Origin of the sequence: Streptomyces sp. NPDC056948, from assembly GCF_042674225.1 — a bacterium.
In the GTDB taxonomy this organism is placed as follows: domain Bacteria; phylum Actinomycetota; class Actinomycetes; order Streptomycetales; family Streptomycetaceae; genus Streptomyces; species Streptomyces purpurascens.
This window is the reverse complement of sequence record NZ_JBHUQX010000077.1, coordinates 1-21672: the sequence shown is the minus strand read 5'-3', so window position 1 is coordinate 21672 and position 21672 is coordinate 1. Positions and strand designations below refer to the sequence as shown.

The 21672-nt window shown below is 71.2% G+C and carries 19 protein-coding genes; 10 read left to right on the top strand and 9 right to left on the bottom strand.

Going from position 1 to position 21672, the window contains the following annotated elements:
- The first annotated feature begins 40 nt into the window (after positions 1–40).
- Genes ACFTZL_RS12885 through ACFTZL_RS12860 form a run of 6 tightly spaced genes read left to right on the top strand, consistent with a single transcriptional unit; the run spans position 41 to position 5561 of the window.
- Positions 41–799 (top strand): ABC transporter ATP-binding protein, encoded by a 759-nt coding sequence (locus tag ACFTZL_RS12885; RefSeq protein ID WP_382580981.1) that lies wholly within the window; start codon positions 41–43, stop codon positions 797–799.
- Complete coding sequence (locus ACFTZL_RS12880) at positions 796–1602, top strand: ABC transporter ATP-binding protein (protein WP_382580979.1); 807 nt, start codon at positions 796–798, stop codon at positions 1600–1602. Before ACFTZL_RS12885 ends, ACFTZL_RS12880 begins: the two co-directional genes overlap by 4 nt.
- Positions 1603–1607: 5 nt before the next feature.
- Complete coding sequence (locus ACFTZL_RS12875) at positions 1608–2489, top strand: branched-chain amino acid ABC transporter permease (RefSeq protein WP_382580977.1); 882 nt, start codon at positions 1608–1610, stop codon at positions 2487–2489.
- Positions 2486–3589 (top strand): branched-chain amino acid ABC transporter permease, encoded by a 1104-nt coding sequence (locus ACFTZL_RS12870; RefSeq protein WP_382580975.1) that lies wholly within the window; start codon positions 2486–2488, stop codon positions 3587–3589. Before ACFTZL_RS12875 ends, ACFTZL_RS12870 begins: the two co-directional genes overlap by 4 nt.
- 5 nt (positions 3590–3594) lie before the next feature.
- The gene (locus ACFTZL_RS12865) at positions 3595–4872 is read left to right on the top strand and encodes an ABC transporter substrate-binding protein (RefSeq protein WP_382580973.1); all 1278 of its coding nucleotides are present in this window, start codon (positions 3595–3597) and stop codon (positions 4870–4872) included.
- A 41-nt stretch (positions 4873–4913) separates the two neighbouring features.
- On the top strand, positions 4914–5561 hold the full coding sequence (locus ACFTZL_RS12860; protein ID WP_382580971.1) for a TetR/AcrR family transcriptional regulator: 648 nt from the start codon (positions 4914–4916) through the stop codon (positions 5559–5561).
- Between the two features lie 19 nt (positions 5562–5580).
- Here the strand turns inward: ACFTZL_RS12860 and ACFTZL_RS12855 are convergent, their stop codons facing one another.
- Positions 5581–7239, bottom strand: coding sequence for a carboxylesterase/lipase family protein (locus ACFTZL_RS12855; protein ID WP_382580969.1), 1659 nt, complete (start codon positions 7237–7239; stop codon positions 5581–5583).
- Positions 7236–8474, bottom strand: a complete 1239-nt coding sequence (locus ACFTZL_RS12850; protein WP_382580967.1) for a choice-of-anchor Q domain-containing protein — start codon at positions 8472–8474, stop codon at positions 7236–7238. The genes ACFTZL_RS12855 and ACFTZL_RS12850 overlap by 4 nt, the downstream gene beginning before the upstream one ends.
- 260 nt (positions 8475–8734) lie before the next feature.
- On the opposite strand from ACFTZL_RS12850, the gene ACFTZL_RS12845 reads away from it, so the two are divergent.
- Positions 8735–9394: a TetR/AcrR family transcriptional regulator gene (locus ACFTZL_RS12845; protein ID WP_382580966.1), complete on the top strand. Its 660-nt coding sequence runs from the start codon at positions 8735–8737 to the stop codon at positions 9392–9394.
- A 15-nt stretch (positions 9395–9409) separates the two neighbouring features.
- Here the strand turns inward: ACFTZL_RS12845 and ACFTZL_RS12840 are convergent, their stop codons facing one another.
- The 5 genes from ACFTZL_RS12840 to ACFTZL_RS12820 form a co-directional block, all read right to left on the bottom strand.
- Positions 9410–10213 carry an SDR family NAD(P)-dependent oxidoreductase gene (locus tag ACFTZL_RS12840; protein ID WP_382580964.1) on the bottom strand — a complete coding sequence of 268 codons (804 nt, stop codon included), beginning with the start codon at positions 10211–10213 and terminating at the stop codon, positions 9410–9412.
- On the bottom strand, positions 10206–10811 hold the full coding sequence (locus ACFTZL_RS12835; RefSeq protein ID WP_382580962.1) for a carboxymuconolactone decarboxylase family protein: 606 nt from the start codon (positions 10809–10811) through the stop codon (positions 10206–10208). Before ACFTZL_RS12835 ends, ACFTZL_RS12840 begins: the two co-directional genes overlap by 8 nt.
- A 71-nt stretch (positions 10812–10882) precedes the next feature.
- Positions 10883–11935, bottom strand: coding sequence for an alcohol dehydrogenase catalytic domain-containing protein (locus tag ACFTZL_RS12830; RefSeq protein ID WP_382580961.1), 1053 nt, complete (start codon positions 11933–11935; stop codon positions 10883–10885).
- A 40-nt stretch (positions 11936–11975) separates the two neighbouring features.
- Complete coding sequence (locus tag ACFTZL_RS12825) at positions 11976–12983, bottom strand: NADP-dependent oxidoreductase (RefSeq protein ID WP_382580959.1); 1008 nt, start codon at positions 12981–12983, stop codon at positions 11976–11978.
- A 124-nt stretch (positions 12984–13107) separates the two neighbouring features.
- On the bottom strand, positions 13108–14136 hold the full coding sequence (locus ACFTZL_RS12820) for an AraC family transcriptional regulator (protein WP_382580958.1): 1029 nt from the start codon (positions 14134–14136) through the stop codon (positions 13108–13110).
- A gap of 158 nt (positions 14137–14294) precedes the next feature.
- On the opposite strand from ACFTZL_RS12820, the gene ACFTZL_RS12815 reads away from it, so the two are divergent.
- Positions 14295–15230, top strand: coding sequence for an enoyl-CoA hydratase/isomerase family protein (locus ACFTZL_RS12815; protein ID WP_382580956.1), 936 nt, complete (start codon positions 14295–14297; stop codon positions 15228–15230).
- 20 nt (positions 15231–15250) lie between these two features.
- Here the strand turns inward: ACFTZL_RS12815 and ACFTZL_RS12810 are convergent, their stop codons facing one another.
- Positions 15251–15583 carry a putative quinol monooxygenase gene (locus ACFTZL_RS12810; protein WP_382580954.1) on the bottom strand — a complete coding sequence of 111 codons (333 nt, stop codon included), beginning with the start codon at positions 15581–15583 and terminating at the stop codon, positions 15251–15253.
- Between the two features lie 252 nt (positions 15584–15835).
- On the opposite strand from ACFTZL_RS12810, the gene ACFTZL_RS12805 reads away from it, so the two are divergent.
- On the top strand, positions 15836–18250 hold the full coding sequence (locus ACFTZL_RS12805; RefSeq protein ID WP_382580952.1) for a SpoIIE family protein phosphatase: 2415 nt from the start codon (positions 15836–15838) through the stop codon (positions 18248–18250).
- A 15-nt stretch (positions 18251–18265) separates the two neighbouring features.
- Here ACFTZL_RS12805 and ACFTZL_RS12800 read toward each other — a convergent pair whose 3' ends face one another.
- Positions 18266–19372 (bottom strand): XdhC family protein, encoded by a 1107-nt coding sequence (locus tag ACFTZL_RS12800; protein WP_382580950.1) that lies wholly within the window; start codon positions 19370–19372, stop codon positions 18266–18268.
- Positions 19373–19557: 185 nt separating this feature from the next.
- Between ACFTZL_RS12800 and ACFTZL_RS12795 the strand changes: the two genes are divergently transcribed.
- The gene (locus ACFTZL_RS12795) at positions 19558–21528 is read left to right on the top strand and encodes a GTP-binding protein (RefSeq protein ID WP_382580948.1); all 1971 of its coding nucleotides are present in this window, start codon (positions 19558–19560) and stop codon (positions 21526–21528) included.
- The last annotated feature ends 144 nt before the right edge of the window (positions 21529–21672 follow it).

Sequence of the window (21672 nt, the reverse complement as noted above, 5' to 3'; positions counted from 1 at the left end):
CGCTCGCTCACCCCCCAGCACCTCGGAAGGGGCGTCACTCATGCTCGCGGTCGACGGTATCAGCGTGCGCTTCGGCGGGATCACGGCACTGGACGGTGTCGCGTTCACCGTCGAGCCGGGCACCGCCGTGGGGCTCATCGGACCGAACGGAGCCGGCAAGACCACCTTGTTCAACTGCCTCACCAGGCGCTGCACCCCTGATGCGGGGACGGTGCGGTTCGACGACGAGGACCTGCTCGCCCTCCCGCCGCACTCCGTGGCCGGGCGCGGTATCGCCCGCACCTTCCAGAACCTGGGGCTGTTCCCGCGGCTCACGGTCCGGGAGAACGTCATGGTCGGCGCCCACAGCCGGGGGCGCACCGGTCACCTCGCCGCGGCGCTCCGGCTGCCCCGCGTCCGGCGGGAGGAGGCGGAACTGCGGGACCGGGCGGACGACCTGCTGCACAGGCTGAGCCTGTCGGACGTTGCCGACCACCCCGCCTCCGGACTGCCGTTCGGCACCCTCAAACGCGTCGAACTCGCCCGGGCGCTCGCCGTGCGCCCCCGGCTGCTGTTGCTCGACGAACCCGTCAACGGACTCAGCCACGGCGAGGTCGACCGATTCGCGGATCTGGTCCGGACGGTGCGCGAGGACTTCGACCTGACGCTCGTGGTGGTCGAACACCACATGGGGTTCGTGATGGGCCTGTGCGACAAGGTGGTGTGTCTCGACTTCGGGCGCAAGATCGCCGAGGGCCCGCCGGAGGAGATCCAGCGCGATCCGGCGGTCATCGAGGCGTACCTGGGGGTGGCCGCGTGAGCGAGCCCACCACCGACCCCACCGAGGCCGGGGCGAGCGCGGAGCCGGACTTCCTGAAGGTGTCCGGCCTGCACGCCGGATACGGCCAGGCCCGCGTGCTCCAGGGCCTGGACTTCAACGTCGCACGCGGTGAGGTGTGCGCGATCCTCGGACCCAACGGCGCGGGCAAGACAACCACCCTGCGGGCCCTGTGCGGCATGGTCCGCGGCCAGGGCTCGGTGACCCTGAACGGGACGGAACTGCTGGGCCGGTCGCCCGAGCAGGCCGCCCGGCTCGGCGTGGCGCACGTGCCCGAGGGCCGGGGCACCTTCAACGACCTGACCGTCGAGGAGAACCTGCGCGTCGGCGCCCACCTGCACACCGGTGGCCGGCGGCGGGGCAGAGCCGAGCGCGCGGCCGTGGCGGTCGGCCTGGAACGGATCTACGACTACTTCCCCAAGCTGCGCCAGCGGTCCCGCCAGGCCGCGGGCAGCCTCAGCGGCGGCGAGCAGCAGATGCTCGCCATCGGCAGGGCGCTGATGCTGCGGCCCTCGCTGCTGCTCCTGGACGAGCCCTCGCTGGGGCTCGCTCCGCTGGTCACGCGCGAGCTGTTCGAGATCGTCCGTGCCGTGAACGAGGAGGAACGCACCACCGTGGTCGTCGTCGAACAGAACGCCCGACTCGCGCTGGATGTCGCGCACCGGGCCCACGTACTGGAGGCCGGCCGGCTGGTGCTGTCCGGACCGGCCGCCCGGATCCGCGAGGACGGGCAGGTCGCCGAGGTGTACCTCGGTGTCTCCGTCCGCTCGGCAGAGGGCGGGTGAGGGCCGTGACCGAAGTGCTCCAGCAAGTGGTGGAAGGGATCGGGTCCGGCGCGGTCTATGCCAGCCTGGCACTGGCCCTCGTGCTGATCCACCGGTTCACCGGGATCGTCAACTTCGCACAGGGCGAGCTCGCCATGATCTCCACGTATGTGGCGTGGCAGCTCGTGGCGTCCGGGATGCCGTTCTGGCTGGCGCTGCCCGTCACCCTGGCGGTGTCGTTCGCCGGCGGCATGCTGGTCGAACGGATCGTGATCCGTCCCGTGCGGAACTCGCCCGAGCTGACGACGGTCATCGTCACGGTCGGCCTGTTCATCTTCGTCAACGCCATGGCCGGTCTGATCTGGTCGTTCACCGTGAAGGACTTCCCGCAGCCGTTCCCCGACGGCGGGATCGACCTGGCCGGGGTGCGCCTGGACTGGTCGACGCTCGGGATCATCGTGGTGGTGGCCGTCGTGATGGGCCTGCTCTATCTGCTGTTCCAGCACACCTCCGCCGGCCTGGTGATGCGGGCGGCCGCGTGCAACCCCGCCTCCGCCCGGCTGTCGGGCATCCGGGTGGGCCGGGTGCTGATGCTCGGCTGGGGGCTGGCCGCGACGGTCGGTGCGGTGTCGGGTGTGCTCGTCGCCCCCGTGCTGTTCCTGGAGCCCAACATGATGGGCGGAGTGCTGATCTACGCGTTCGCCGCGGCCACCCTCGGAGGCTTCGACAGCCCGGTCGGCGCGGTCGTCGGCGGCCTGGTCGTGGGCGTCGCCGAGACGCTGGCCGGGGCGTACGTCGACGTGATCGGAGCCGATCTGAAGGTCGGCGTACCCCTGGTGATCATCCTGGCGGTGCTGCTGGTGCGGCCACAAGGCCTGTTCGGACGGGCGGCGGTGGAGCGCGCATGAGCACTTACCTCACCACACTCGGCACCGGCCGCGCCCGGCGCCTGCGGGCCGCGCTCACCGCGCTGCTCGCGGCAGCGGTCGCCGTCGGCGTACCGTTCTACTTCGCCCCCTTCCAGGTATTCCAGCTGACCATGGTGCTGCTGTACGCCGTGGCACTGGCCGGACTGAACCTGCTCGTCGGATTCGGCGGGCAGATCTCGCTCGGGCACGGGGCGTTCTTCGCGGCGGGGGCGTACACGGCGGCCGTCATGCTCGACCGGTACGACACCGGGCACCTGGCCACACTGCCGGCCGCGGCCGCCGGATGCTTCCTGCTGGGCCTCGGATTCGGAGTGCCCGCCCTACGTCTGCGCGGCCTGTACCTGGCTCTGGTCACCCTCTCGTTCGCGGTGTTCCTGCCACCGCTGCTCAAGCGGCTCGAGCCGCTCACCGGCGGCTCCATGGGACTGACCGTGGACAAGCTGCAGCCGCCCGCGTGGAGCGGGCTGGCCGAGGACCAGTGGATGTACCTCGTCGTCCTCGCCGTCACCGCGGTGGCCCTGCTGCTCGCCCGCAACCTCCTGCGGTCGCGGGCCGGCCGGGCACTGCTCGCCCTGCGGGACAACGAGAGCGCGGCGGAGGTCATGGGCGTACGGCTGTCCCTGCACAAGACCCTGGCCTTCGCCTGGAGCGCGATGTTCGCCGGTGTCGCAGGGTGTCTGTACACGTGGGTGATCGGCTTCGTCTCGCCCGACTCGTTCAGCTTCGTCCTGTCGATCACGCTGCTGGCCGGCCTCGTGGTCGGGGGCCTCGCCTCGCTGTACGGGCCGCTGCTCGGGGCGGCGTTCGTGATGTACGTGCCGAGCGTGGCCCAGGACCTCAGCGAGGCGGCGCCCGGTGTGGTGTTCGGCCTGCTGATCATCGCGGTGATGTTCGTGGCTCCGACGGGACTGGCCGGTCTCGCGGGCCGTCTCCTGGGCGCCGCCACTCGCCGCCTCACCCGCACCGTCCCCGTCGCCGACCGCCCGCCCGAGCCCGGGCCCTCCACGCCCCTCGCCGCGGATCCCGCACCTGTCGACGCCGAACCCGTGGGCGCACCGCCCCGCACGGAAAAGGAATGAATCACATGCGCAAGACGACTCCTCTGCGGGCGGCCGCGGCCGCGTCCGCCGCCCTGCTCCTCGCCACCGCCTGCAACAGCCAGCGCGGGCAGGACGACAAGGACGCCGCCGCCGACGGCGCGTGCCGGGGCCAGCAGACCACCGGCATCACCGACAAGACCATCAAGCTGGGCGGAATCTACCCGCTGTCGGGACCCGCCTCCGCGTACGGCACCATCGGCAACGGCGTGAACACCTACTTCAAGTACGTCAACGGCAAGGGCGGGATCAACGGCCGCACCGTGGAGTTCGTCGTCCGCGACGACGGCTACCAGCCGCCCAAGGCGGTCGAGGAGGCCCGCAGACTCGTCGAGCAGGAGAAGGTCTTCGCCGTGTTCCAGACCCTCGGCACCCCGTCCACGGCAGCCGTGTGGGACTACCTCAACAAGCGGAAGGTGCCGCAGCCCTTCGTCGCCACGGGCGCCTCCGTCTGGGGTACGGACGACAAGCACCCGTGGACCACCGGCTGGCAGCCCAACTACGTGTCCGAGGCACGGGTGTACGCGAAATACCTCAAGGAGGAGAAGCCGAAGGCCAAGGTCGCCGTCCTGTACCAGAACGACGACTTCGGCAAGGACCTGCTCGGCGGGTTCGAGGCGGCGCTCGCCGGCAGCGGCATCAAGGTGGTCGCCGAGGAGAGCTACGAGGTCACGGACCCCTCCGTCTCCGCGCAGATGACAAGTCTCGCCCGGTCCAAGGCGAACGTACTGCTCGACATCACCACGCCGAAGTTCGGCAGCCAGGCTCTCGCCGCCGATGCCAAGAACACCAAGTGGAACCCGCTGCACATCGTCAATGCCGTGTCCGCGTCCACCACCGTGCTCAAGCCGGTCGGATTCAAGAACGTCCAGGGCCTGGTTTCGGCGACGTACTTCAAGGACCCGGCCGACCCGCAGTGGGCCGACGACGCCGAGATGAAGACGTACAAGAACGCGCTGCGCGAGTACGCGCCCGACTCCGACCCGGCCAACCAGTTCAACGCCTACGGCTGGGCCGTCGCCTCCAGCCTGCACAAGGCCCTGGACGCGATGAAGTGCCCGACCAGGGAGGGGCTGCGGGACGCGGTGCGCGATCTGAAGGACGTCAAGGTGGACATGCTGCTGCCCGGCGTCACTCTCTCCACCGGGGCCGACGACGCCTTCCCGCTCGAGACGATGCAGCTGATGCGGTTCAAGGGCGAGCGGTGGCAACTGTTCGGCGAGCCGGTGGACACCCGCAAGGAGTTCGGTTCTCCGGAGAACTGAACCCGTCACCGTCGGCCGGTGCCTCCTCTAGAGTCGGCCCTATGACGGAGGCACCGGCCCTGGACCGTGGCGCGCGGTCCCGTGACGCGATACTGGACACCGCCGGCGAGCTGATGTCGCGCCACGGCTACGCCGCCACGTCCATCTCGATGATCTCCGCCGCATGCGGTCTGCCGGTCAGCTCGATCTACTGGCACTTCCGCAGCAAGGACGGGATCTACGTCGCGGTGCTGGAGCGCGCCAGGATCGCGCTGCTGGCGGCCCTGCCCCCGGCCGAGGTGCCGGGCGCCGACGTGGCGCAGCGTCTGGACACCTTTCTCGCAGACCTCGCGGGCGCGTTCCGGTGCCACCCGCGAGGTGTGAAGCTGCTGTTGGGGCTGGGCATGGTGCAGAAGGACGCCAGTGCGGCCGCTGTGGCCGAGGTGCGTCACTACCGGGACGCGCTGGTGGCCTGGGCCCGGGATTCCGTGAGCTCGGTCTTCGCACTGCGTGACCGCCCCGAGGTGGCGGACGAACTGGCGCGCTTCACCTTGAGGATGACGAGCGGAACCGCGGTGGCCCGTTGGTTCGAGCCGGACGCGGTCCTGGAGACCGAGCCGCTGCGCGTGGCCTTGCTGGCCTTGGCGACCCACCACGGCGTTCCCGTGCGCGGCGTCACGAACAGGGCTGGCCCGCACCCTGGGCGGTGAGCAGAGGCGGGTGCCGATGTCATCGCACCGCTCCTCGGGGCACGGGGGCGGGCTGCCAGAACGGGCAGTGGTGGTCGGCCGCGAATGAGGTGGTCGGGCCGACCCGGTCCGGTGCCAGCACCTGGATGCGGTCCCCGGTGGCCGTATAGGGCGGCCAGTGCGGAGTCCCGGGCGCGTTGGGGTCGCCGGTGGCCGCGAAGCGAGCCCAGTAGGCGGTCATCGTGGCGGACAGTCGCCGCTGGGCGAACGTCAGGGGTGCCAGCGCGTCCGTGGGGAAGAGATAGGCCAGTTCGGAGGCGTGGAAGGCACCCTGCGGGGTGTGCGGTGCCGGGATGAACGGCGGGGCCTGCGCGTCGGCGAACTCGTAGGCGTGGACGGGAGCACGGCTGCTGTACAGCCGGCTGTCGGCCCGTGCCGGGCAGGCGAACCGCTGGTCGGTGCCTACGGCGGAGTAGGCCAGGTTGGGGGACGCATACGCCGAGGCCGGGTATGCGTCCAGGACCGCGGCCGAGCGGCCGCCGTACTGGAGCCTGATGAGCGCGGCATAGGAGTCGGGGGTCAGAGGGCCGCCGCCGAGCAGATCCACGTACAGCGCGGTGAAGTAGCGGTACTCGTCATGGGTGCTGCCGCTCAGCGTCGGGACCGCGTTCACCCGCCCCTCGGCCCACGCCGCGTGCGGAGGCCGGGGGAGGACACGGGGACCGGTGTTCGGGGCCCACAGGGAGGCGGTCCCTGTCCCGGTGGCGCGGATGAGGTCGGTGGTGGGTACGGCACGCAGGCAGCCCGCCGCGGTCGCCGGGTCGGCGCAGCCGACCGAGGCCGCGAAGTCGCTTCCCTTCCGCTCGGCCGCGTCGAGCGTGAGGGGCGTCAGACCGCCGCCCCCTGCGCACGCTCCGCTCTGCTGGATCGCCCGGTGGAACAGGCCTTTCGCGGTCGGCGAGGCGATGTGGAGGCAGGTGTCCGCCGATCCGGCGGACTGGCCGCCGAGCGTCACCCGGCTCCGGTCGCCGCCGAAGGCGCCGACGTTGCGCCGCACCCAGTGCAACGCGGCCTGCTGGTCCATCAGGCCGTAGTCGCCGGACGCGTGGTCCGCGCTCTCGGCCGACAGGGCGGGGTGGGCCATGAACCCCAGTGCTCCGAGGCGGTAGTTGACCGTCACCACGACCACGCCCCGCGCGGCCAGTGCGGCACCGTCGTAGTCGCTGCCCGCGCCGTACGCGTTGGCGCCGCCGTGCAGCCACACCAGCACCGGCAGAGGCCGGCCGCTGCTGCGGGGCGGTGTCCAGACATTGAGGTACAGGCAGTCCTCCACGGTGCTGCCGGTGCGGTTGGACTCGCCGGGCAGGACGGGGCCGCCGTCGGGGAGCAGCGTCAGCGGTAACTGGGGGCAGGGGTGGGCCGGTGCGGTGGCGTTCCGTACGCCGGACCACCGCGTCGCGGGTCGTGGCGGGCGCCAGCGCAGCTCACGGGTCGGAGGGGCGGCGAACGGGATCCCGTGGAAGACCCGTCCGCCGTCACGGGCGGTCGCGCCCCGCACCCGGCCCTGGTCGGTGCGCACGACCAAGGAGTCGGGGCCGGAAGCGGCGCCGGCAGGGGACGGGGGAACGGTCAGGGACAGGAACAGGGCCGCGAAGGCGGCTGTGACGCGGGCCGGAGTGAAGCGCAGGCGCGGGGTCATGACGTGTGCTCGTAGGCGCCGATGTCGCAGGTGGCGCCCTGGGGGCGCGCGACGCCGCGCTGGTCGGTGGCCGGGCAGCCGTCGGCCGCGTCCAGGGCGGGGCTGCCGGGCAGCAGCGCGACGGTGTCGGTGGGGCCGCCGTTGTCCGCGAGCGGTCCGATCAGGGGCGTGCGGCTGGGCAGATCGCCCGCGGCGGTCAGTCGGCAACTGCCGTCGCCGTCGAGGTTGTGGCCCTGCGACGTGATGGTGGCGAAGGCCTTCTTGCAGTCGGCGGGCGCGCCGTCGACGGTGTTGTTCGCGATGACGGAGTTGCGCAGCGTCATGCGACCCAGGGGCAGATCGATGATGTCGGGGATCGGTGAGGGCAGGCTGTCGAGGTAGGCGGGGGCGATGTTGATCCCGCCCCCGCCATCGCTGGAACTGTTGCCGGTGATGGTCGAGTTGAGGATCTCCACCGGCCCCGTCCCCCTGATGTCGATGCCTCCGCCGTAACCGGCGAGGCTGCCGGGGCGGTCGCCGGGGTTCGTCACCCGGTTGTCCGCGATCGTCGAGTTGGTCACGGTGCCGGTGTCGTCGAACCTGATGCCGCCGGCCTCTCCCGCTGCGTTCCCGCTGACGGTGCTCTCGATCAGGTCGAGGTGGGAGTCCGGGACGTTGAAGATGCCGCCGCCGTAACCCGCGGAGTTCCCGGCCACGGTGACCCGTCGCAGCGTCATGTGATGTCCGTTGGCGATCGCGCCCCCACCGGTGTCGGTGATGGGCAGTTCGCGCTGTTTGGTCACCCCGCCGGTGATCGTCAGATCGGACAGCCGGCTGTCCGCCTGCATGCGGAAGGCCCGGTCCAGGCGGTTGGCGTCGATGACGGTGGTCCGTGCGCCGGCGCCCTTGATGGTGATGGGGGCGGCGACGTTCAGGTCGCCCGTGGTGGGGTCGGGGTTGTCGCCGATGATCAGCCGCGGGTCGGGCGGGATCGTCAGCCGGTAGTGGCCGGGAGGCAGCGTGATCGTACTGCCCGGCCGGGCGTTGGCGGCCATCACCGCGGCACGCAGGCTGCACGCGCCCGAGGCGGTGAGACACCGGCCGTCCGCCCCGTCGGCGTCGACCGCGTCGGACGTGGTGTCCACGGTGAACTCCGCGGGCCCGGAGGGCGCGGGAGCGGCGGCACGGGCGGCGGGATGTGCGGCGGTGGCGAGGAGGACGACGGCGATGGCGGCCGTGACGGCTGTGCACTTCATGTGGAACCCCTCTCGGCGAGGCATCCGGGCGTACCAGGACTCGGCTTCTGTGAGGACTTCGTGCTGGTGAGCGATGCGCGGCTCGTACGGGGAACGGCGTCGGCGCTTCCGGGGGCGCGCCTCGTGGGTACCGCCCGCGGTCTGGAGGGAGCGTTCCATTCAGACTGTCTCGTGTCCACCGACGGACCGGAAATGGCCGAATGGGGATGTCACCGCCACGGGGCGGGGAGCCGCACCGGCAGTGGCATACTGCTGGTCCGATGAGCGAACCGATCCAAGGGGCCGCACGCCCCGCGACCAGGCGTGATGAGCAGCGTGAGGCCTCCCGCCGCGGGCTCTTGAAGGCGGCGGTGGAGATCCTCGCGGAGGAGGGCTACCGCGGTCTGACGGTGAAGAAGGTCGGCGACCGTGCCGGAGTCAGCCGAGGCATGGTCAACTACCACTTCACCTCCAAAGCGGGGCTCGTGGAGGCCGTGGTCGCCGATATCCGCGAGACGTTCATCGACGTGCTCCGGGCCCGGCCCGGATACGCGCGGATGAGCGGGCTCGAAGCCGTACTGGCCAAGCTCGACCAGTTCTTCGCCCGTCTGGCCGAGCCCGAGCCGGGGCTACGGGGGCGTGCGTTGCTGGTGCTCCTCGTCGAGGCGGTCGGCAGCGCCGACGGGATCAAGGGCGTGATGGCCGAGCATCTCAGCCTCGTGCGGACCGGCGTCGAGGAGGACATCCGGCGGGGCATCGCGGACGGAAGCATCCGCCCGGACCTGGACGCGGTCGCGCAGGCGTTCCTGGTGGAGAGCATCGCTCGCGGCGTGCTCCTGCAGTATCAACTGGACTCGGCCCGCACCCGCCTGGCGGACATCGCACGGGCCGCCCACGAGACGCTGGTGCGCGGACTCGCATCGACGCGCGGAGAGGACTGAGCTCCCGGTCGCGCGTCATACGGCACTGAGCCCGCCGTCCACCACCAGACTCTGGCCCGTGATGTAGGAGGCGCGGTCGGAGAGCAGAAACGTGACGGCCTCCGCGACTTCCCATGCGGTGCCCTGGCGGCCCAGGGGAATGCGCTCGAACGAGGCTGTCCGGGACCCACGTCCGGCCGAGGCCTGCCGCCCCATGGGGGTGTCGATCAGGCCGGGCACGACCAGGTTGGCGCGGATCCGGCGAGCCCCTCCCTCCTTGGCGACATGGCGGGTGAGCCCGAACAGGCCGGCTTTGGAACTGTCGTATGCCGGCGAGTTCGTGGCGGCGCGCAGTCCCGCGAGGGACCCGATGAAGACGACGGCGCCTCCGTCGGCCAGCGCCGGAAGACCGTACTTGGCGGCCAGAAAGGGCGCGCGCAGATTCAGGGAGAGGACCTGGTCCCAGTCTTCGGGGGACGAGCCCTCCAGCCCGGTGCCGAGACCCACCCCCACGTTGACCACCAGCGCATCCAGCCCGCCCAGTCCGCGAACCGCCTCGGCGACCATGGCGGCCGACTGTCCGGCCTCCGTGGCGTCCCCCACCACCGTGACGCCCGACCTCCCCTCGCGGGCGACGAGTTCGGCGGTCGCGGCGGCGGCCGGCGCGGCCACGTCGGCGCACGCCACGTCGGCTCCCGCGCGGGCGGCGAGGACGGCGATCGCCCGGCCGTTGCCGACCGGCGCCCGCGGGTCGTCGTCGGGGCGGGTGCCCGCGCCGACCACCAGTACTCTGCGGCCGGTCAGGTGACGGGCCGTTTGCTCCAGGCGGCCCTCACCCATGGTCCCTTTCCCTCTCCGTGAAGCCGGTGCCGTCGAAACCGGGGTCCAGTTCCACACCGGTGGCGTTCAGGAAGAAGGCCACCATGTGGTACTGCCCCACCAGCATGGCGATCTCGATCAGTTCGGCGTCGCCGAAGTGCTCGGCCAGGGCCTCCCAGGTCGAGTCGGACATCGTCGCCGAGCGGTTCAGCTCGTCCGCCGCCCGGATCAGATGCCTCTGGAGGTCCGTCCAGCCGGGTGCTTCCGGGTCCTCGGTGACGCGGTCGATGTCCGCGTCCGTGACGCCCGCGGCCCTGGCCAGGGGGAGGTGCCGGCCCCACTCGTACCGGGCGCCGGTGTTCCACGCGGTGCGCAGGATCAGCAACTCGCGCAGCTCTTCCGGCAGTCGGCCCCTGAGGAGCAACTGGCCGCTGAAGGGCATGAACTGCTCGTAGAGATCGGGATGGCGTACGAGCGTGGTGAAGATGTTGGGGATCCGGTCCCCAGGGTCGTGGGGTGCGATGGCCAGCAGTTCCCGGGTCCGTGCGTCCCACTGTTCTTCGGGAAGCGGCATCAGCCGTGGACGGGTCTGCCGGGCGGCTTCGTCGCGCTGTGACATGGCGACCTCCAGTCTCCGAGGGGCTCACCCTAGGAGACTGGCTGAACGCTCAGCAAGTGAATGTGCAGGTATCAGGCCGTCGGGTCGAGAAGGATCTTGCGGACGCCGTGCGAGCGGCCCGCGAACAGTTCGTACGCCGCAGGGCCTTCGGAGAGGGCGAAGCGGTGGGAGACCACGACCTCGGGCTGGATCCGGCCGGCGCGGGTGAGGGCGATCAGGGCAGGGAGCTCGTAGTGCACCGAGCACAGCCCGATGGCGAACTCCAGTTCCTTGATCTGCGCCAGTCCCATGTGGAAGGGGAATGCCTTGTTCTGGCTGACCCCGATGACGCTGACCCGGCCGGCCTGTCGGACGGCCTTGAGGGCGAGCTGGAGGGTGGCGTCGGAGCCCACGGCCTCCACCACGGCGTCCGGCCCGCGGCCGGCGGTCATCTCCCGGATGGCCGACCGCGCGTCATCGCCCTCGACCGGCTCGACACCCAGGCCGGCGGCGAAGGCGCGGCGCTCCGCGACCAGGTCCACGCCCAGCACCCGTGCCGCGCCCATCGCGAAGGCGGACTGGGCGGCCATGAGTCCGACCGGGCCGAGGCCGATGACCAGGACGGTCTCACCGGGCTGGATACGGGCCCGGCGGCAGCCGTACCAGGCGGTGGGGGCGTTGTCCGTGAGGACGACGGCGGCTTCGTCGGAGATGTCCTCGGGCAAGCGCACCAGATTGACGTCGGCGTAGGGCACGGCCAGGACCTGGGCCTGGCTGCCCTGGAGCTGCGGGCTCACTCCGTAGCAGAGCTCCGTGCTCGACTTGGCGCGCTCGCACCGGGCGGTGAACCCGGCCGCGCACGACCGGCAGTCCGTGCAGCCGGCGGAGGCGGGCACCAGAACCCGGTCGCCGGGCTTGAACCGGGTGACCTGGCCGCCGGTGTCGACCACCACGCCGACGCACTCGTGTCCCGGTGTGTAGCCCAGTTCCGGGCTGAACCCGTTGCCGCCGTAGATGTGCAGGTCGCTGCCGCAGATGCCGGCCGCGGTCACTTGCACCACCGCGTCGGTGGGGCTGGTGACGACCGGGTCGGGGACATCCCCGTAGCGGATGTCGTGACGGCCGTGGTAGGTCAGTGCCTTCATCGGATCTCTCCCTCCCTTTCCCTTCCTCCCTTCGGCCCGGTCAGTCCGCGATCTTCAGCACCAGCTTGCCGCGGTTGTCACCACGGAACAGCCGCATCAGGGTTTCGGGGAACTCCGCGACCGAGCCGGACACCACGTCCTCCAGGGACTTCAGCCGGCCCTCCGCCCGCCACGTGGCCATCTGCGCGATGCCCTCGGCATACCGTTCGACGTAGTCGAACACCACGATGCCCGTCATGGAGGCGCGGTTCACCAGCAGCGACAGGTAATTGGCGGGGCCCTGCGGCTTGGTGCTGTTGTACTGGGAGATCGCACCGCACACGACGACGCGGGCACCGCGCGCCAGCCGCAGCAGCACGGCGTCCAGAACGTCTCCGCCGACGTTGTCGAAGTACACGTCGACGCCGTCGGGGGCGTGCTCACGCAGCGCCTTGCGGATGTCCTCGGTCTGGTAGTCGATCGCGGCGTCGAACCCGAACTCGTCGACCACCATCCGGCACTTGGCCTCGCCGCCGGCGATACCGATGACCCGGCAGCCCAGGATCTTGGCGATCTGCCCGACGACGCTGCCGACGGCCCCGGCCGCTCCGGAGACCACGACGGTCTGCCCGGGCCGGGGACGGCCGACCTCGATCAGGCCGAAGTAGGCCGTCAGACCCGACATGCCGAGCGTGCCGAGATACGTCGGCAAGGGGGCCGCCGCCGGGTCGACCTTGGTCACGTCGCGACCGTCGGACACGCAGTACTCCTGCACGCCGAACGAGCCCGACACATGGTCGCCGACCGCGAATCCGGAGTGCCGGGAGGCGATCACCCTTCCCACCGCCCCGGCTCGCATCACCTCGCCGATCTCCACCGGGCGGATGTAGGACCGGCCCGCGTTCATCCAGCCGCGCATCGCGGGGTCGATCGACAGACAGAGCACCTGCACCAGGAACTCACCGTCGTCCGGCTGCCCGGCGGGCTCCTCGACGTGCTCCCAGTCGGTGGGGCGAGGCTCTCCCACGGGGCGTGCGGCCAGGCGCACCTGGCGGTTGATCGTGCTCATCTCCGGCGGCTCCTTCGACGGTCGAACCGACATTCCCGAGTTACGTACCGGCTAGTCGGTATGGAGGGGGAGCGTACGGGTGCCGCGCTGTCCGAGACAAGAGGGGGCCGGTGCGATGTACGGCTCAGGCCGGCCCGGTCCACTCGCCGGGCAGTCCGCGGTCGCGGACAGAACGTGCGGTCGTGCCCCACCAGCGCCGTGCGTAGCGGCTCAGGACGGCTGCCTCGCTGAGCCCGGCGTTGCGGGCGACCTGGGTCAGGGGCAGATCGGACCCGATGAGCAGATCCGCGGCTCGTTCGCGACGGACGTCGTCGAGGACCGCAGCGAAGGTGGTGCCCGCCGCGGACAGGTGACGCTGCAGGCTCCTCGGCGACATGCCGAGTGTGCGTGCGGCGAAGGCCAGGGTGCTGGGGCTGGTGCCCAGTGACTGCTTCAGAAGTGTTCTGACACGCCTCGTCATCGCGCTGCCCGTGACGGAGGGCTGGGCCTCGAGGTAGGCGAGCGCCACCCGGCGGGTCAGCCGGTCGCCGCCCTGGACGGGTCGTCCGGGAAGATCACTCGCGGCACGGAGAAGGGCTTGCGGCTGGGCGAAGTTCACCTGACAGCCGAAGAGTTCCTCGTAGCGGGCGCGTGCGGCCACGGCATGATGCGGCAGTTCGACGGTCCGCAGGCCGTACGGCCCGTCGAGCAACGAGATCAGGACGTGGTGGAGGAAGAGCAGACCCATGTCGACGCTCTGCGGAGGCACCTGGGCGCCTGGTGGATAGCCGTACCGCACCGCGACCACCGCTCGATCGCCGTGCGGGTCGGGGCCCAGGGCCACGCGCAGGTTGCGGTCGTGCACGAACAGATACCGCGACGCGCATGCCAAGGCTTCGGCGACGGTCGCGGAGTTCTGCAGCGCAACGGCCAGAGGGCCGAGCATGCCGAGGTCCTGTTTGAGGGCGACCCGTAGCCCGAGGTCGGGGCAGTCGAGCCGGCGAGCGGCGGTTTCGAGGAGGACGGCCACGGTGGTGTCCTGCACCAGCAGCTCATCGTCGTCGAGCACGCCCGATGGGGCTCCGGCCGACTGGGCCAGGGCGTCGGCGTCTCCGCCGAGCTCCTCGATGGTCCGACGAACCCCTCGCAGCGCCGCTGAGCGCACCCAAGCCATGGCCTCCATGGTCCGGCCGTGGCGCGATCAGTCAACTCTGTGGCGTGATCGGTCAACGATGCACCCTCGCCGCGCGCCTACGTTGATCTCAGCCATCGGGCGCCCTGCTCGTTCAGCGCGGTGCCCACCGGTGATCCCCGACATGCCCGGGAGGCACGATGACGAACCGGACCGTCCTCGTCGAACAGCACGACAACGTCCTCGTGGCACGGCTCGACAGCCCACCCTCCGCGCTGATGACCCGCGAGATGGTCATGGAACTCGGAGCGTTGGTACGCCGCGCGGACGCGGATCCGACCGTGGGCGCGGTGGTGCTCACGGGCACCCACGCGTCCCGGTTCCTCGCTCACTTCGACGTACGGCTGATCTACGGAGGCGCGAAGCGGGCTCCCAAGTTGAGCGCCTCGATCATCCGCGCCGGGCTCCGGATCACCGGCGCGGCTCTCAAGGCCCCGGGCGGCAGCGCACTGCTCGCCCGCTCGCCGCTGGTGGGGCTCATGGCCTGGGAGCAGATGAAGGACGTCCTCCACGCCATCGAGACCTCGTCGGCCGTCTGGGTCGCTGCCCTGAACGGGGACACCGGTGGCGGGGGCTGCGAGCTGGCGCTGGCCTGCGACTACCGCTTCATGGCCGACGGGCACTTCGGCATCTCCCAGCCGGAGATCTTCCTCGGGTTCCCGCCCGGTTCCGGCGGCACCCAGCGGCTGGCACGGCTGCTGGGCGGACGCCGGGCACTGCAGATCTCTCTGGAGGGCACACCCATCAGCCCGACCGAAGCCCGTGAGATGGGCCTGGTGGACAGAGTCGTACCGCCCGACGCGCTGCTCCAGGAGACCATCGAGCACGCGGCCCGGCTGGGCCGACGGCCGAAAGCGGCGATCGGAGCCGTGAAACGAGCCGTCCGGGAGGGAGGCTCCCTTCCGCTCCGGGAAGGACTACGGTTCGAGGGCGCCGAATGGCTGGCGGCCACCACGACGACGGAGTCGCTGGAAGCCCAGCGCGCGTACCTGGCCCGCACAAAGGAGCTCGGTGACGTTGCCGGGCTGGACCCCACGACGCGCGAAGAGGCAGTGGCGCGCGGGCGGTTCGCCTGACGGCCGGCGGGCCCGCCGCGCTACTCCTGTCCCGGGACCGCCATCTCCCCGAGGAACGCCCAGTCGTCCTGCGGAATCGTCGCGTTCACGATGCGCGGCGTCTCCACCAGATGGGGCGGCAGCGTCTGCCGCGCGGCCTTGAAGTGCGCGGACTGCACATGTGCGGCCCCGGCCTCGTCGTCGCGGAAGGCCTCGACCAGGACGTACTCCGTCGGCTCGTCCACGCTGCGCGACCAGTCGAACCACAGACAGCCGGGCTCGGCGCGCGTCGCCCGGGTGAAGTCGGCGGTGATCTCGGGCCAGCGGTCGGCGTGCTCGGGACGGACTCGGAACTTGGCGGTGATGAAGATCATGGGATTCCCTTCGCTGATGTGGTCGGCGGGTGCCTGCGTTCCGCCGCCGGCGGGAAACAGGGGCCCTGGTGACACGATCGTACGAACCCGGCATGCACATGGAGGACCTTGCGCCGCTACGGGACCGTCCCGTCCGGCCTGACGTGACGAGCCGGTCCGGCCCGCAAGCCGTAGCTGTGGCGTGGAGGGCAGGGCGGATCCATCGTGGAGCAAGGAGCCCGATACGAGGTGGTGTCCGGGGTGGAAAAGCGGATGACAGTGCTCAGCGAGAGCCCGGACGATCCGTTCGCGATGCACCACGCCGCCTCGGCGGTGCTCGACGACCGGGGGACCGTGGTCGGCTGGAGCCGGCGCGCGGAGGAATTGCTCGGCCACCCGGAGTCCGCCGTGATCGGCCGTCCGGCCTTCGAGGTCCTGATCGACCCCGACGACCTGCCGGCCGCCAAGGACGCCGCGGCGACGTGCAGGAGAGACGGCGGCTGGTTCGGCGTACTGACGGTCCGGCATCGCAGCGGGCGGCTCGTGGAGATGGGGTTCCGGGCAGGTGCGCTGCTGCGCGGTGACCATGTCCGCGAATGGTTCCTCGTCGGGGCGCCCGCGGCGGAGGTCCTCGAGTGGCAGAGGGACCGCGCGGTTCTCGACGGATTGTTCCGCCGGTGCCCGATCGGTCTCGTCGTGCACAGCCCCGAGATGACTATTCTGCGGGTCAACAAGGCGATCGAACGGTTCACCGGGATCCCGGCCGTCGAGTTCCCGGGGATGCCCACGGGCGCCCTGCTGGTCTCCGAGGACGCGCGCAGGGCCGTGGAGCGGGTGCGCCAGGTGATGGAGAGCGGAAGATCGCTGGTCTCCACCGAGCAGTACGCCCGTCTGCAACGGGATCCGGCCCGCGCGCGGGCCGCGTCCGTCTCGGCCTTCCGACTGCAGGATCCCGCCGGCCGGGTCCTGGGAGTGGCCGAGACGGTGGAGGACATCACCGAGCGCCATCGGGCCCGACTTCGCCTGGCGCTCCTCGACCAGGTCGGCGCCCGCATCGGATCGACGCTCGACGTGCGACAGACGGCCTGTGAACTCGCGGATGTCATGGTCCCCCACCTGGCCGACCACGTGACCGTCGACCTGTCGCAGCCGGTGACGCGCGGCGAGGAGCCGGTTCAGTCACTGGCGGGTCCCGTCGCACGGGTCGCGGTCCGCGGCGTCGTGGGCCAGCGGCCCGACCTGCCGCACCCGGAAGGCGAGCCGGTGCACTTCGCGCCCGGCACACCACAGGCCAGATGCCTGGCGGACGGGCGCACCCTCATCGAACCCGTCCTCTCGCCCGACTGGTTCCTGGCGGAGCCGCACCGGGGCGAGCAGGCACCGGATCTCTCGGCTCATTCCCTGATCGTGGTGGCCCTGGCCGCGCGCGGCCAGGTACTGGGCGTGATGAGCCTGTGGCGATCGCGGCACCCCGAGCCGTTCGAGGCCGACGATCTCACGCTGGCCCAGGAACTCGCCTCGCGGGCCGCTGTCAGCATCGACAACGCTCGACGCTTCACCCAGCAGCAGCAGACCGCGTCCACCCTGCAACGCACCCTGCTGCCGAGGACCGTTCCGCACCAGCCGGCCCTCGAAGTGGCCCCACGCTACCTCCCGGCCAGTACGGCCCCCGGTCCCGGCGGTGACTGGTTCGACGTCATCCCGTTGTCCGGGGCCAGGGTCGCACTCGTGGTCGGCGACGCGGTGGGTCACGGACTGCACGCCGCTGCCACGATGGGCCGACTGCGTACCGCCGTGCACACCCTCGCCACCCTCGACCTCGAACCGGACGAGGTGCTCTCCCGCCTGGACGACCTGGTGAATCTCCTCGCCACCGAACAAGAGGCATCCGGCGAGCGACCCGCGGGGGAGCAGATCGTCGGCGCCAGTTGTCTGTACGCCGTCTACGACCCCGTCTCCCGGCAGTGCTCCGTGGCGAGGGCCGGTCATCCCCTACCGGTCGTGACCACACCGGACGGACAGGCAGACCTGCTCGACCTGCCCCCCGGCCCACCGCTCGGCCTGGGCGGTCTGCCGTTCGAAACGCGGGAGATCGAACTGGCCGAGGGCAGCCTGCTCACGCTCTACACCAACGGACTCATCGGCGAACGCCATCTGGACGTCGACACGGGCCTGCGACGGCTGTGCGCAGCGCTCACCCACCCGGCGGACCCCTTGGAGAAGACGTGCCAGGCGGTCGTCGGCTCCCTCGTGCCCGGGCAGCCCGCTGACGACATCGCCCTGCTCATCGCACGCACCCGGGTATTGCCACCGCAGAACGTCGCCTCCTGGGAACTGCCGGTGGGGCCGACCGCCCCGGCACAGGCCAGAACGCTCGCCACGACGCAACTCACGCAATGGGGACTGGAGCACCTGGCGTTCGCCACCGAACTGATCGCCAGTGAACTGGTCACCAACGCCTACCGCTACGCCAAGGGCCCCGTGACCTTGCGACTCATCCGTGAACGATGTCTCGTCTGCGAGGTCTCCGACGCCAGCCACACCTCACCGCACCTGCGTCGTGCCCGCACCACCGACGAGGGGGGACGCGGCATGTTCCTGGTGGCCCAGCTGACCGAGCGCTGGGGCACCCGCTACACCCGCGAGGGCAAGACCGTGTGGACCGAGCAGGCGCTGCTCGGGCTGTGAACGCCGGCGCGGTTCTCAGGAGGAGCGGAGCGGATGCACCGCTCCCTGCGTGGTGGTCAGCGGGGCGCCGCTGCCGCCCCAGCGCAGTGCGACGATCTCGGCGGCGACGGACACCGCCACCTCCTCGGGGGTACGGGCGCCGAGATCGAGGCCGACCGGTGAGCGCAGCCGGGACAGCTCGTGTTCCGTGAGCCCGGCCTCGGCCAGGCGCTCCGCCCGGTCGGCGTGGGTGCGGCGGCTGCCCATCGCCCCGATGTACGCGGCAGGCCGGCGCAGTGCCTCCTGGAGCAGCGGCACGTCGAACTTGGGGTCGTGGGTGAGGACGCAGATCACCGTGCGTGCGTCGGTGTCCGTGTCGCGCAGATAGCGGTGCGGCCACTGGGCGACCACCTCGACGCCCTCGGGGAAGCGCCGGGGCGTGGCGAAGACGGGGCGGGCGTCGCAGACGGTGACCCGGTAGCCGAGGAAGTCCCCGATGCGCGCCACGGCCGCGGCGTAGTCGATCGCGCCGAAGACCAGCATCCGCGGTGGCGGCGCGAAGGACTCCAGGAACACGCTGACGGAGTCCTCACGGCGCTGCCCCTGCGGCCCGTAGTGCCGTAGACCGGTGGCGCCCAGGGCGAGCTCGCCCCGGGCGTCGGCGGTGACGGCCGCGTCCAGGCCGCTCGCGCCGAGCGTGCCCGAGACCCGGTCCGGCCGGACGGCGAGCGTCGCCCCGCGCGGCGCCGGGCCGTCGGTCACGGTGGCGAGGATGACCGGCTCACCCGCGGCGACGGAGCCGGCGACCGCGCCGAAGGCGGGATCCCGCTCGGGCGTGACGGGCCGCACCAGCAGCGTGATCTCGCCGCCGCAGGTCAGCCCGACGGCGAAGGCGTCCTCGTCGCTGTAGCCGAAGGTCTCCAGACGCGCCTCGCCGCTCGCCACGACATCCCGCGCCAGCTCGAACACCGCACCCTCGACACAGCCCCCGGACACACTGCCCACGACCTCCTCGCCCGGGCCCACCGCCATCGCCGCACCCGGGTCGCGCGGCGCGCTGCGGCTGACCTCGACGACCGTCGCGAGGCCGAACGGGAGCCGGGCCGCATACCAGCGGCCCAGCGCCGGGAGGATGTCACGCACGCTCCGCTCCTTCCACGCGCCCACCGGGTACCCCGCCGGCGGTTAATTCCGTTGTGGCCCCTCGGGCCGGTCTGCTGCACTGCACGGGACAGCGACGTCACCGAGTCCGGAGGAGCAGCAGATGCGAACTGCGTTCATGTCCCCCCAGCCAGGAACGGACCTCTCTCCGAAGGACATGACGCTTCGTGCACGTGCTCAACCTTGGAATCCTCGCCCATGTCGACGCCGGTAAGACCAGCCTGACCGAGCGGTTGCTCCATTCGGCCGGGGTGATCGACGAGATCGGCAGCGTCGACGACGGGAACACCCGTACCGACACCCTCGCGCTGGAGCGGCAGCGCGGCATCACCATCAAGTCCGCGGTCGTCTCGTTCCCCCTCGACGGCGTGACGGTCAACCTGATCGACACCCCAGGCCACCCGGACTTCATCGCCGAGGTGGAGCGCGTGCTCGGTGTGCTGGACGGAGTCGTGCTCGTCGTCTCCGCCGTCGAAGGAGTGCAGGCGCAGACACGGGTGCTGATGCGGACGCTCCAGCGGCTGCGCATCCCGACCCTGCTCTTCGTCAACAAGATCGACCGGCGCGGCGCACGGTACGAGGAGGTGCTGCGGGCGATCTCGGCCCGGCTGACACCCGCGATCGTGCCGATGGGAACCGCCACCGGTCTCGGCACGCGCCGGGCTCGCTTCACGCCCGGTCCCGTCCCGGCGGCGCTCGACGTTCTCGCCGGCCACGACGACACGCTGCTGTCCGCGTACGTCGAGAACACCGTCACGGACTCCCTCGTGCGCACCTCCCTCGTCGCCCTGACCCGGGAGGCCCTGGTCCACCCCGTCTTCTTCGGCTCCGCCGCAACAGGCGCCGGTGTGGACGTGCTCCTGGCGGGCATCGAGGAACTGCTGCCCCCGGCCGACTCGGACGCGGACGGGCCGGTCTCCGGGACCGTGTTCAAGGTCGAGCGGGGCCCGGCGGGGGAGAAGGCCGCCTACGCCCGGCTGTTCTCCGGCACCCTGCGCACCCGCGACCGGATCCCGTTCGGAACGGACGGTGCCGAAGGCCGGATCACCGCGATCAGCGTCTTCGGGCAGGGCACGGACACCCGAGGCGACGCCGTCGTGGCCGGACAGATCGCCCGGCTCTGGGGGCTCGGCGACATCAGGATCGGCGACGCGATCGGCGAACCCCGCAAGGCCTACGAGCACTTCTTCGCCCCGCCCACCCTGGAGACCGTCGTCGTCCCGGGCCCGGACGTGAACAGCGGCGCACTGCACCTCGCGCTCACCCAACTCGCCGAACAGGACCCGCTGATCGGCCTGCGCCACGACGAACGGCGGCAGGAGACCTCCGTGTCCCTCTACGGCGAGGTGCAGAAGGAGGTCATCCAGGCCACCCTCGCCGAGGAGTACGGGCTCGGTGTCACCTTCCGCGAGACCACGCCCCTGTGCGTCGAACGGCTCGTCGGCACGGGGCAGGCCGTGGAGTTCAACAAGAAGGACGCCAACCCGTTCCTCGCGACCGTCGGCCTGCGCGTCGACCCCGCACCGGTCGGCTCGGGCGTCGGATTCCGGCTGGAGGTGGAGCTCGGCTCCATGCCGTACGCCTTCTTCAAGGCCGTCGAGGACACCGTGCGCGAGACTCTCGACCAGGGCCCGCACGGCTGGCAGATCCCCGACTGCACGGTCACCATGACCCACAGCGGCTACTCGCCCCGCCAGAGCCACGCCCACCAGGGCTTCGACAAGAGCATGTCGAGCACCGGCGCCGACTTCCGCGGTCTGACCCCGCTGGTGCTCGTCGAAGCGCTGCGGCGGGCCGGGACCCGGGTCCACGAGCCGATGCACCGCTTCCGTGTCGAAGCCCCTGCGGACACCCTCGGCGCGCTGCTGCCGGTGCTGGCCGCGCTCGGCGCCGTTCCGCGGACGACCGAGACCCGGGGCGCCGGATGCGTCCTTGCGGGCGCGGTGCCCGCGGCCCGGGTGCACGAGCTGGAGCAGCGGCTGCCCGGGCTCACCCGCGGCGAGGGCGAGCTGGAGAGCGTCTTCGACCACTACGCGCCCGTCACGCACGGCACGGTTCCGCGGCGCCCGCGCACCGACCACAACCCGCTGAACAGGAAGGAGTACTTGTTGAATGTGACACGAAGGATGGGCGGATGACGTGTGCGGGGCCGGCCGAGAGGGAACTTACTCCAGAGTCAGGGGTGTTGACGGTGTCCTGAAATGGCCGGACTGTAGTGGACATGCCAACTATTCGGGCACGTCTCCTGGTTGTCCTGGCTGTCCTCTTCGGCTCCCTGACGG

Excerpts from the sequence above, each read along its gene's own strand:
- ACFTZL_RS12885 (WP_382580981.1), top strand. The coding sequence starts at position 41 with ATGCTCGCGGTCGACGGTATCAGCGTGCGCTTCGGCGGGATCACGGCA.
- ACFTZL_RS12870 (WP_382580975.1), top strand. The coding sequence starts at position 2,486 with ATGAGCACTTACCTCACCACACTCGGCACCGGCCGCGCCCGGCGCCTG.
- ACFTZL_RS12865 (WP_382580973.1), top strand. The coding sequence starts at position 3,595 with ATGCGCAAGACGACTCCTCTGCGGGCGGCCGCGGCCGCGTCCGCCGCC.
- ACFTZL_RS12860 (WP_382580971.1), top strand. The coding sequence starts at position 4,914 with ATGACGGAGGCACCGGCCCTGGACCGTGGCGCGCGGTCCCGTGACGCG.
- ACFTZL_RS12855 (WP_382580969.1), bottom strand. The coding sequence starts at position 7,239 with ATGACCCCGCGCCTGCGCTTCACTCCGGCCCGCGTCACAGCCGCCTTC.
- ACFTZL_RS12850 (WP_382580967.1), bottom strand. The coding sequence starts at position 8,474 with ATGAAGTGCACAGCCGTCACGGCCGCCATCGCCGTCGTCCTCCTCGCC.
- ACFTZL_RS12845 (WP_382580966.1), top strand. The coding sequence starts at position 8,735 with ATGAGCGAACCGATCCAAGGGGCCGCACGCCCCGCGACCAGGCGTGAT.
- ACFTZL_RS12840 (WP_382580964.1), bottom strand. The coding sequence starts at position 10,213 with ATGGGTGAGGGCCGCCTGGAGCAAACGGCCCGTCACCTGACCGGCCGC.
- ACFTZL_RS12835 (WP_382580962.1), bottom strand. The coding sequence starts at position 10,811 with ATGTCACAGCGCGACGAAGCCGCCCGGCAGACCCGTCCACGGCTGATG.
- ACFTZL_RS12830 (WP_382580961.1), bottom strand. The coding sequence starts at position 11,935 with ATGAAGGCACTGACCTACCACGGCCGTCACGACATCCGCTACGGGGAT.
- ACFTZL_RS12825 (WP_382580959.1), bottom strand. The coding sequence starts at position 12,983 with ATGAGCACGATCAACCGCCAGGTGCGCCTGGCCGCACGCCCCGTGGGA.
- ACFTZL_RS12820 (WP_382580958.1), bottom strand. The coding sequence starts at position 14,136 with ATGGCTTGGGTGCGCTCAGCGGCGCTGCGAGGGGTTCGTCGGACCATC.
- ACFTZL_RS12815 (WP_382580956.1), top strand. The coding sequence starts at position 14,295 with ATGACGAACCGGACCGTCCTCGTCGAACAGCACGACAACGTCCTCGTG.
- ACFTZL_RS12810 (WP_382580954.1), bottom strand. The coding sequence starts at position 15,583 with ATGATCTTCATCACCGCCAAGTTCCGAGTCCGTCCCGAGCACGCCGAC.
- ACFTZL_RS12805 (WP_382580952.1), top strand. The coding sequence starts at position 15,836 with ATGACAGTGCTCAGCGAGAGCCCGGACGATCCGTTCGCGATGCACCAC.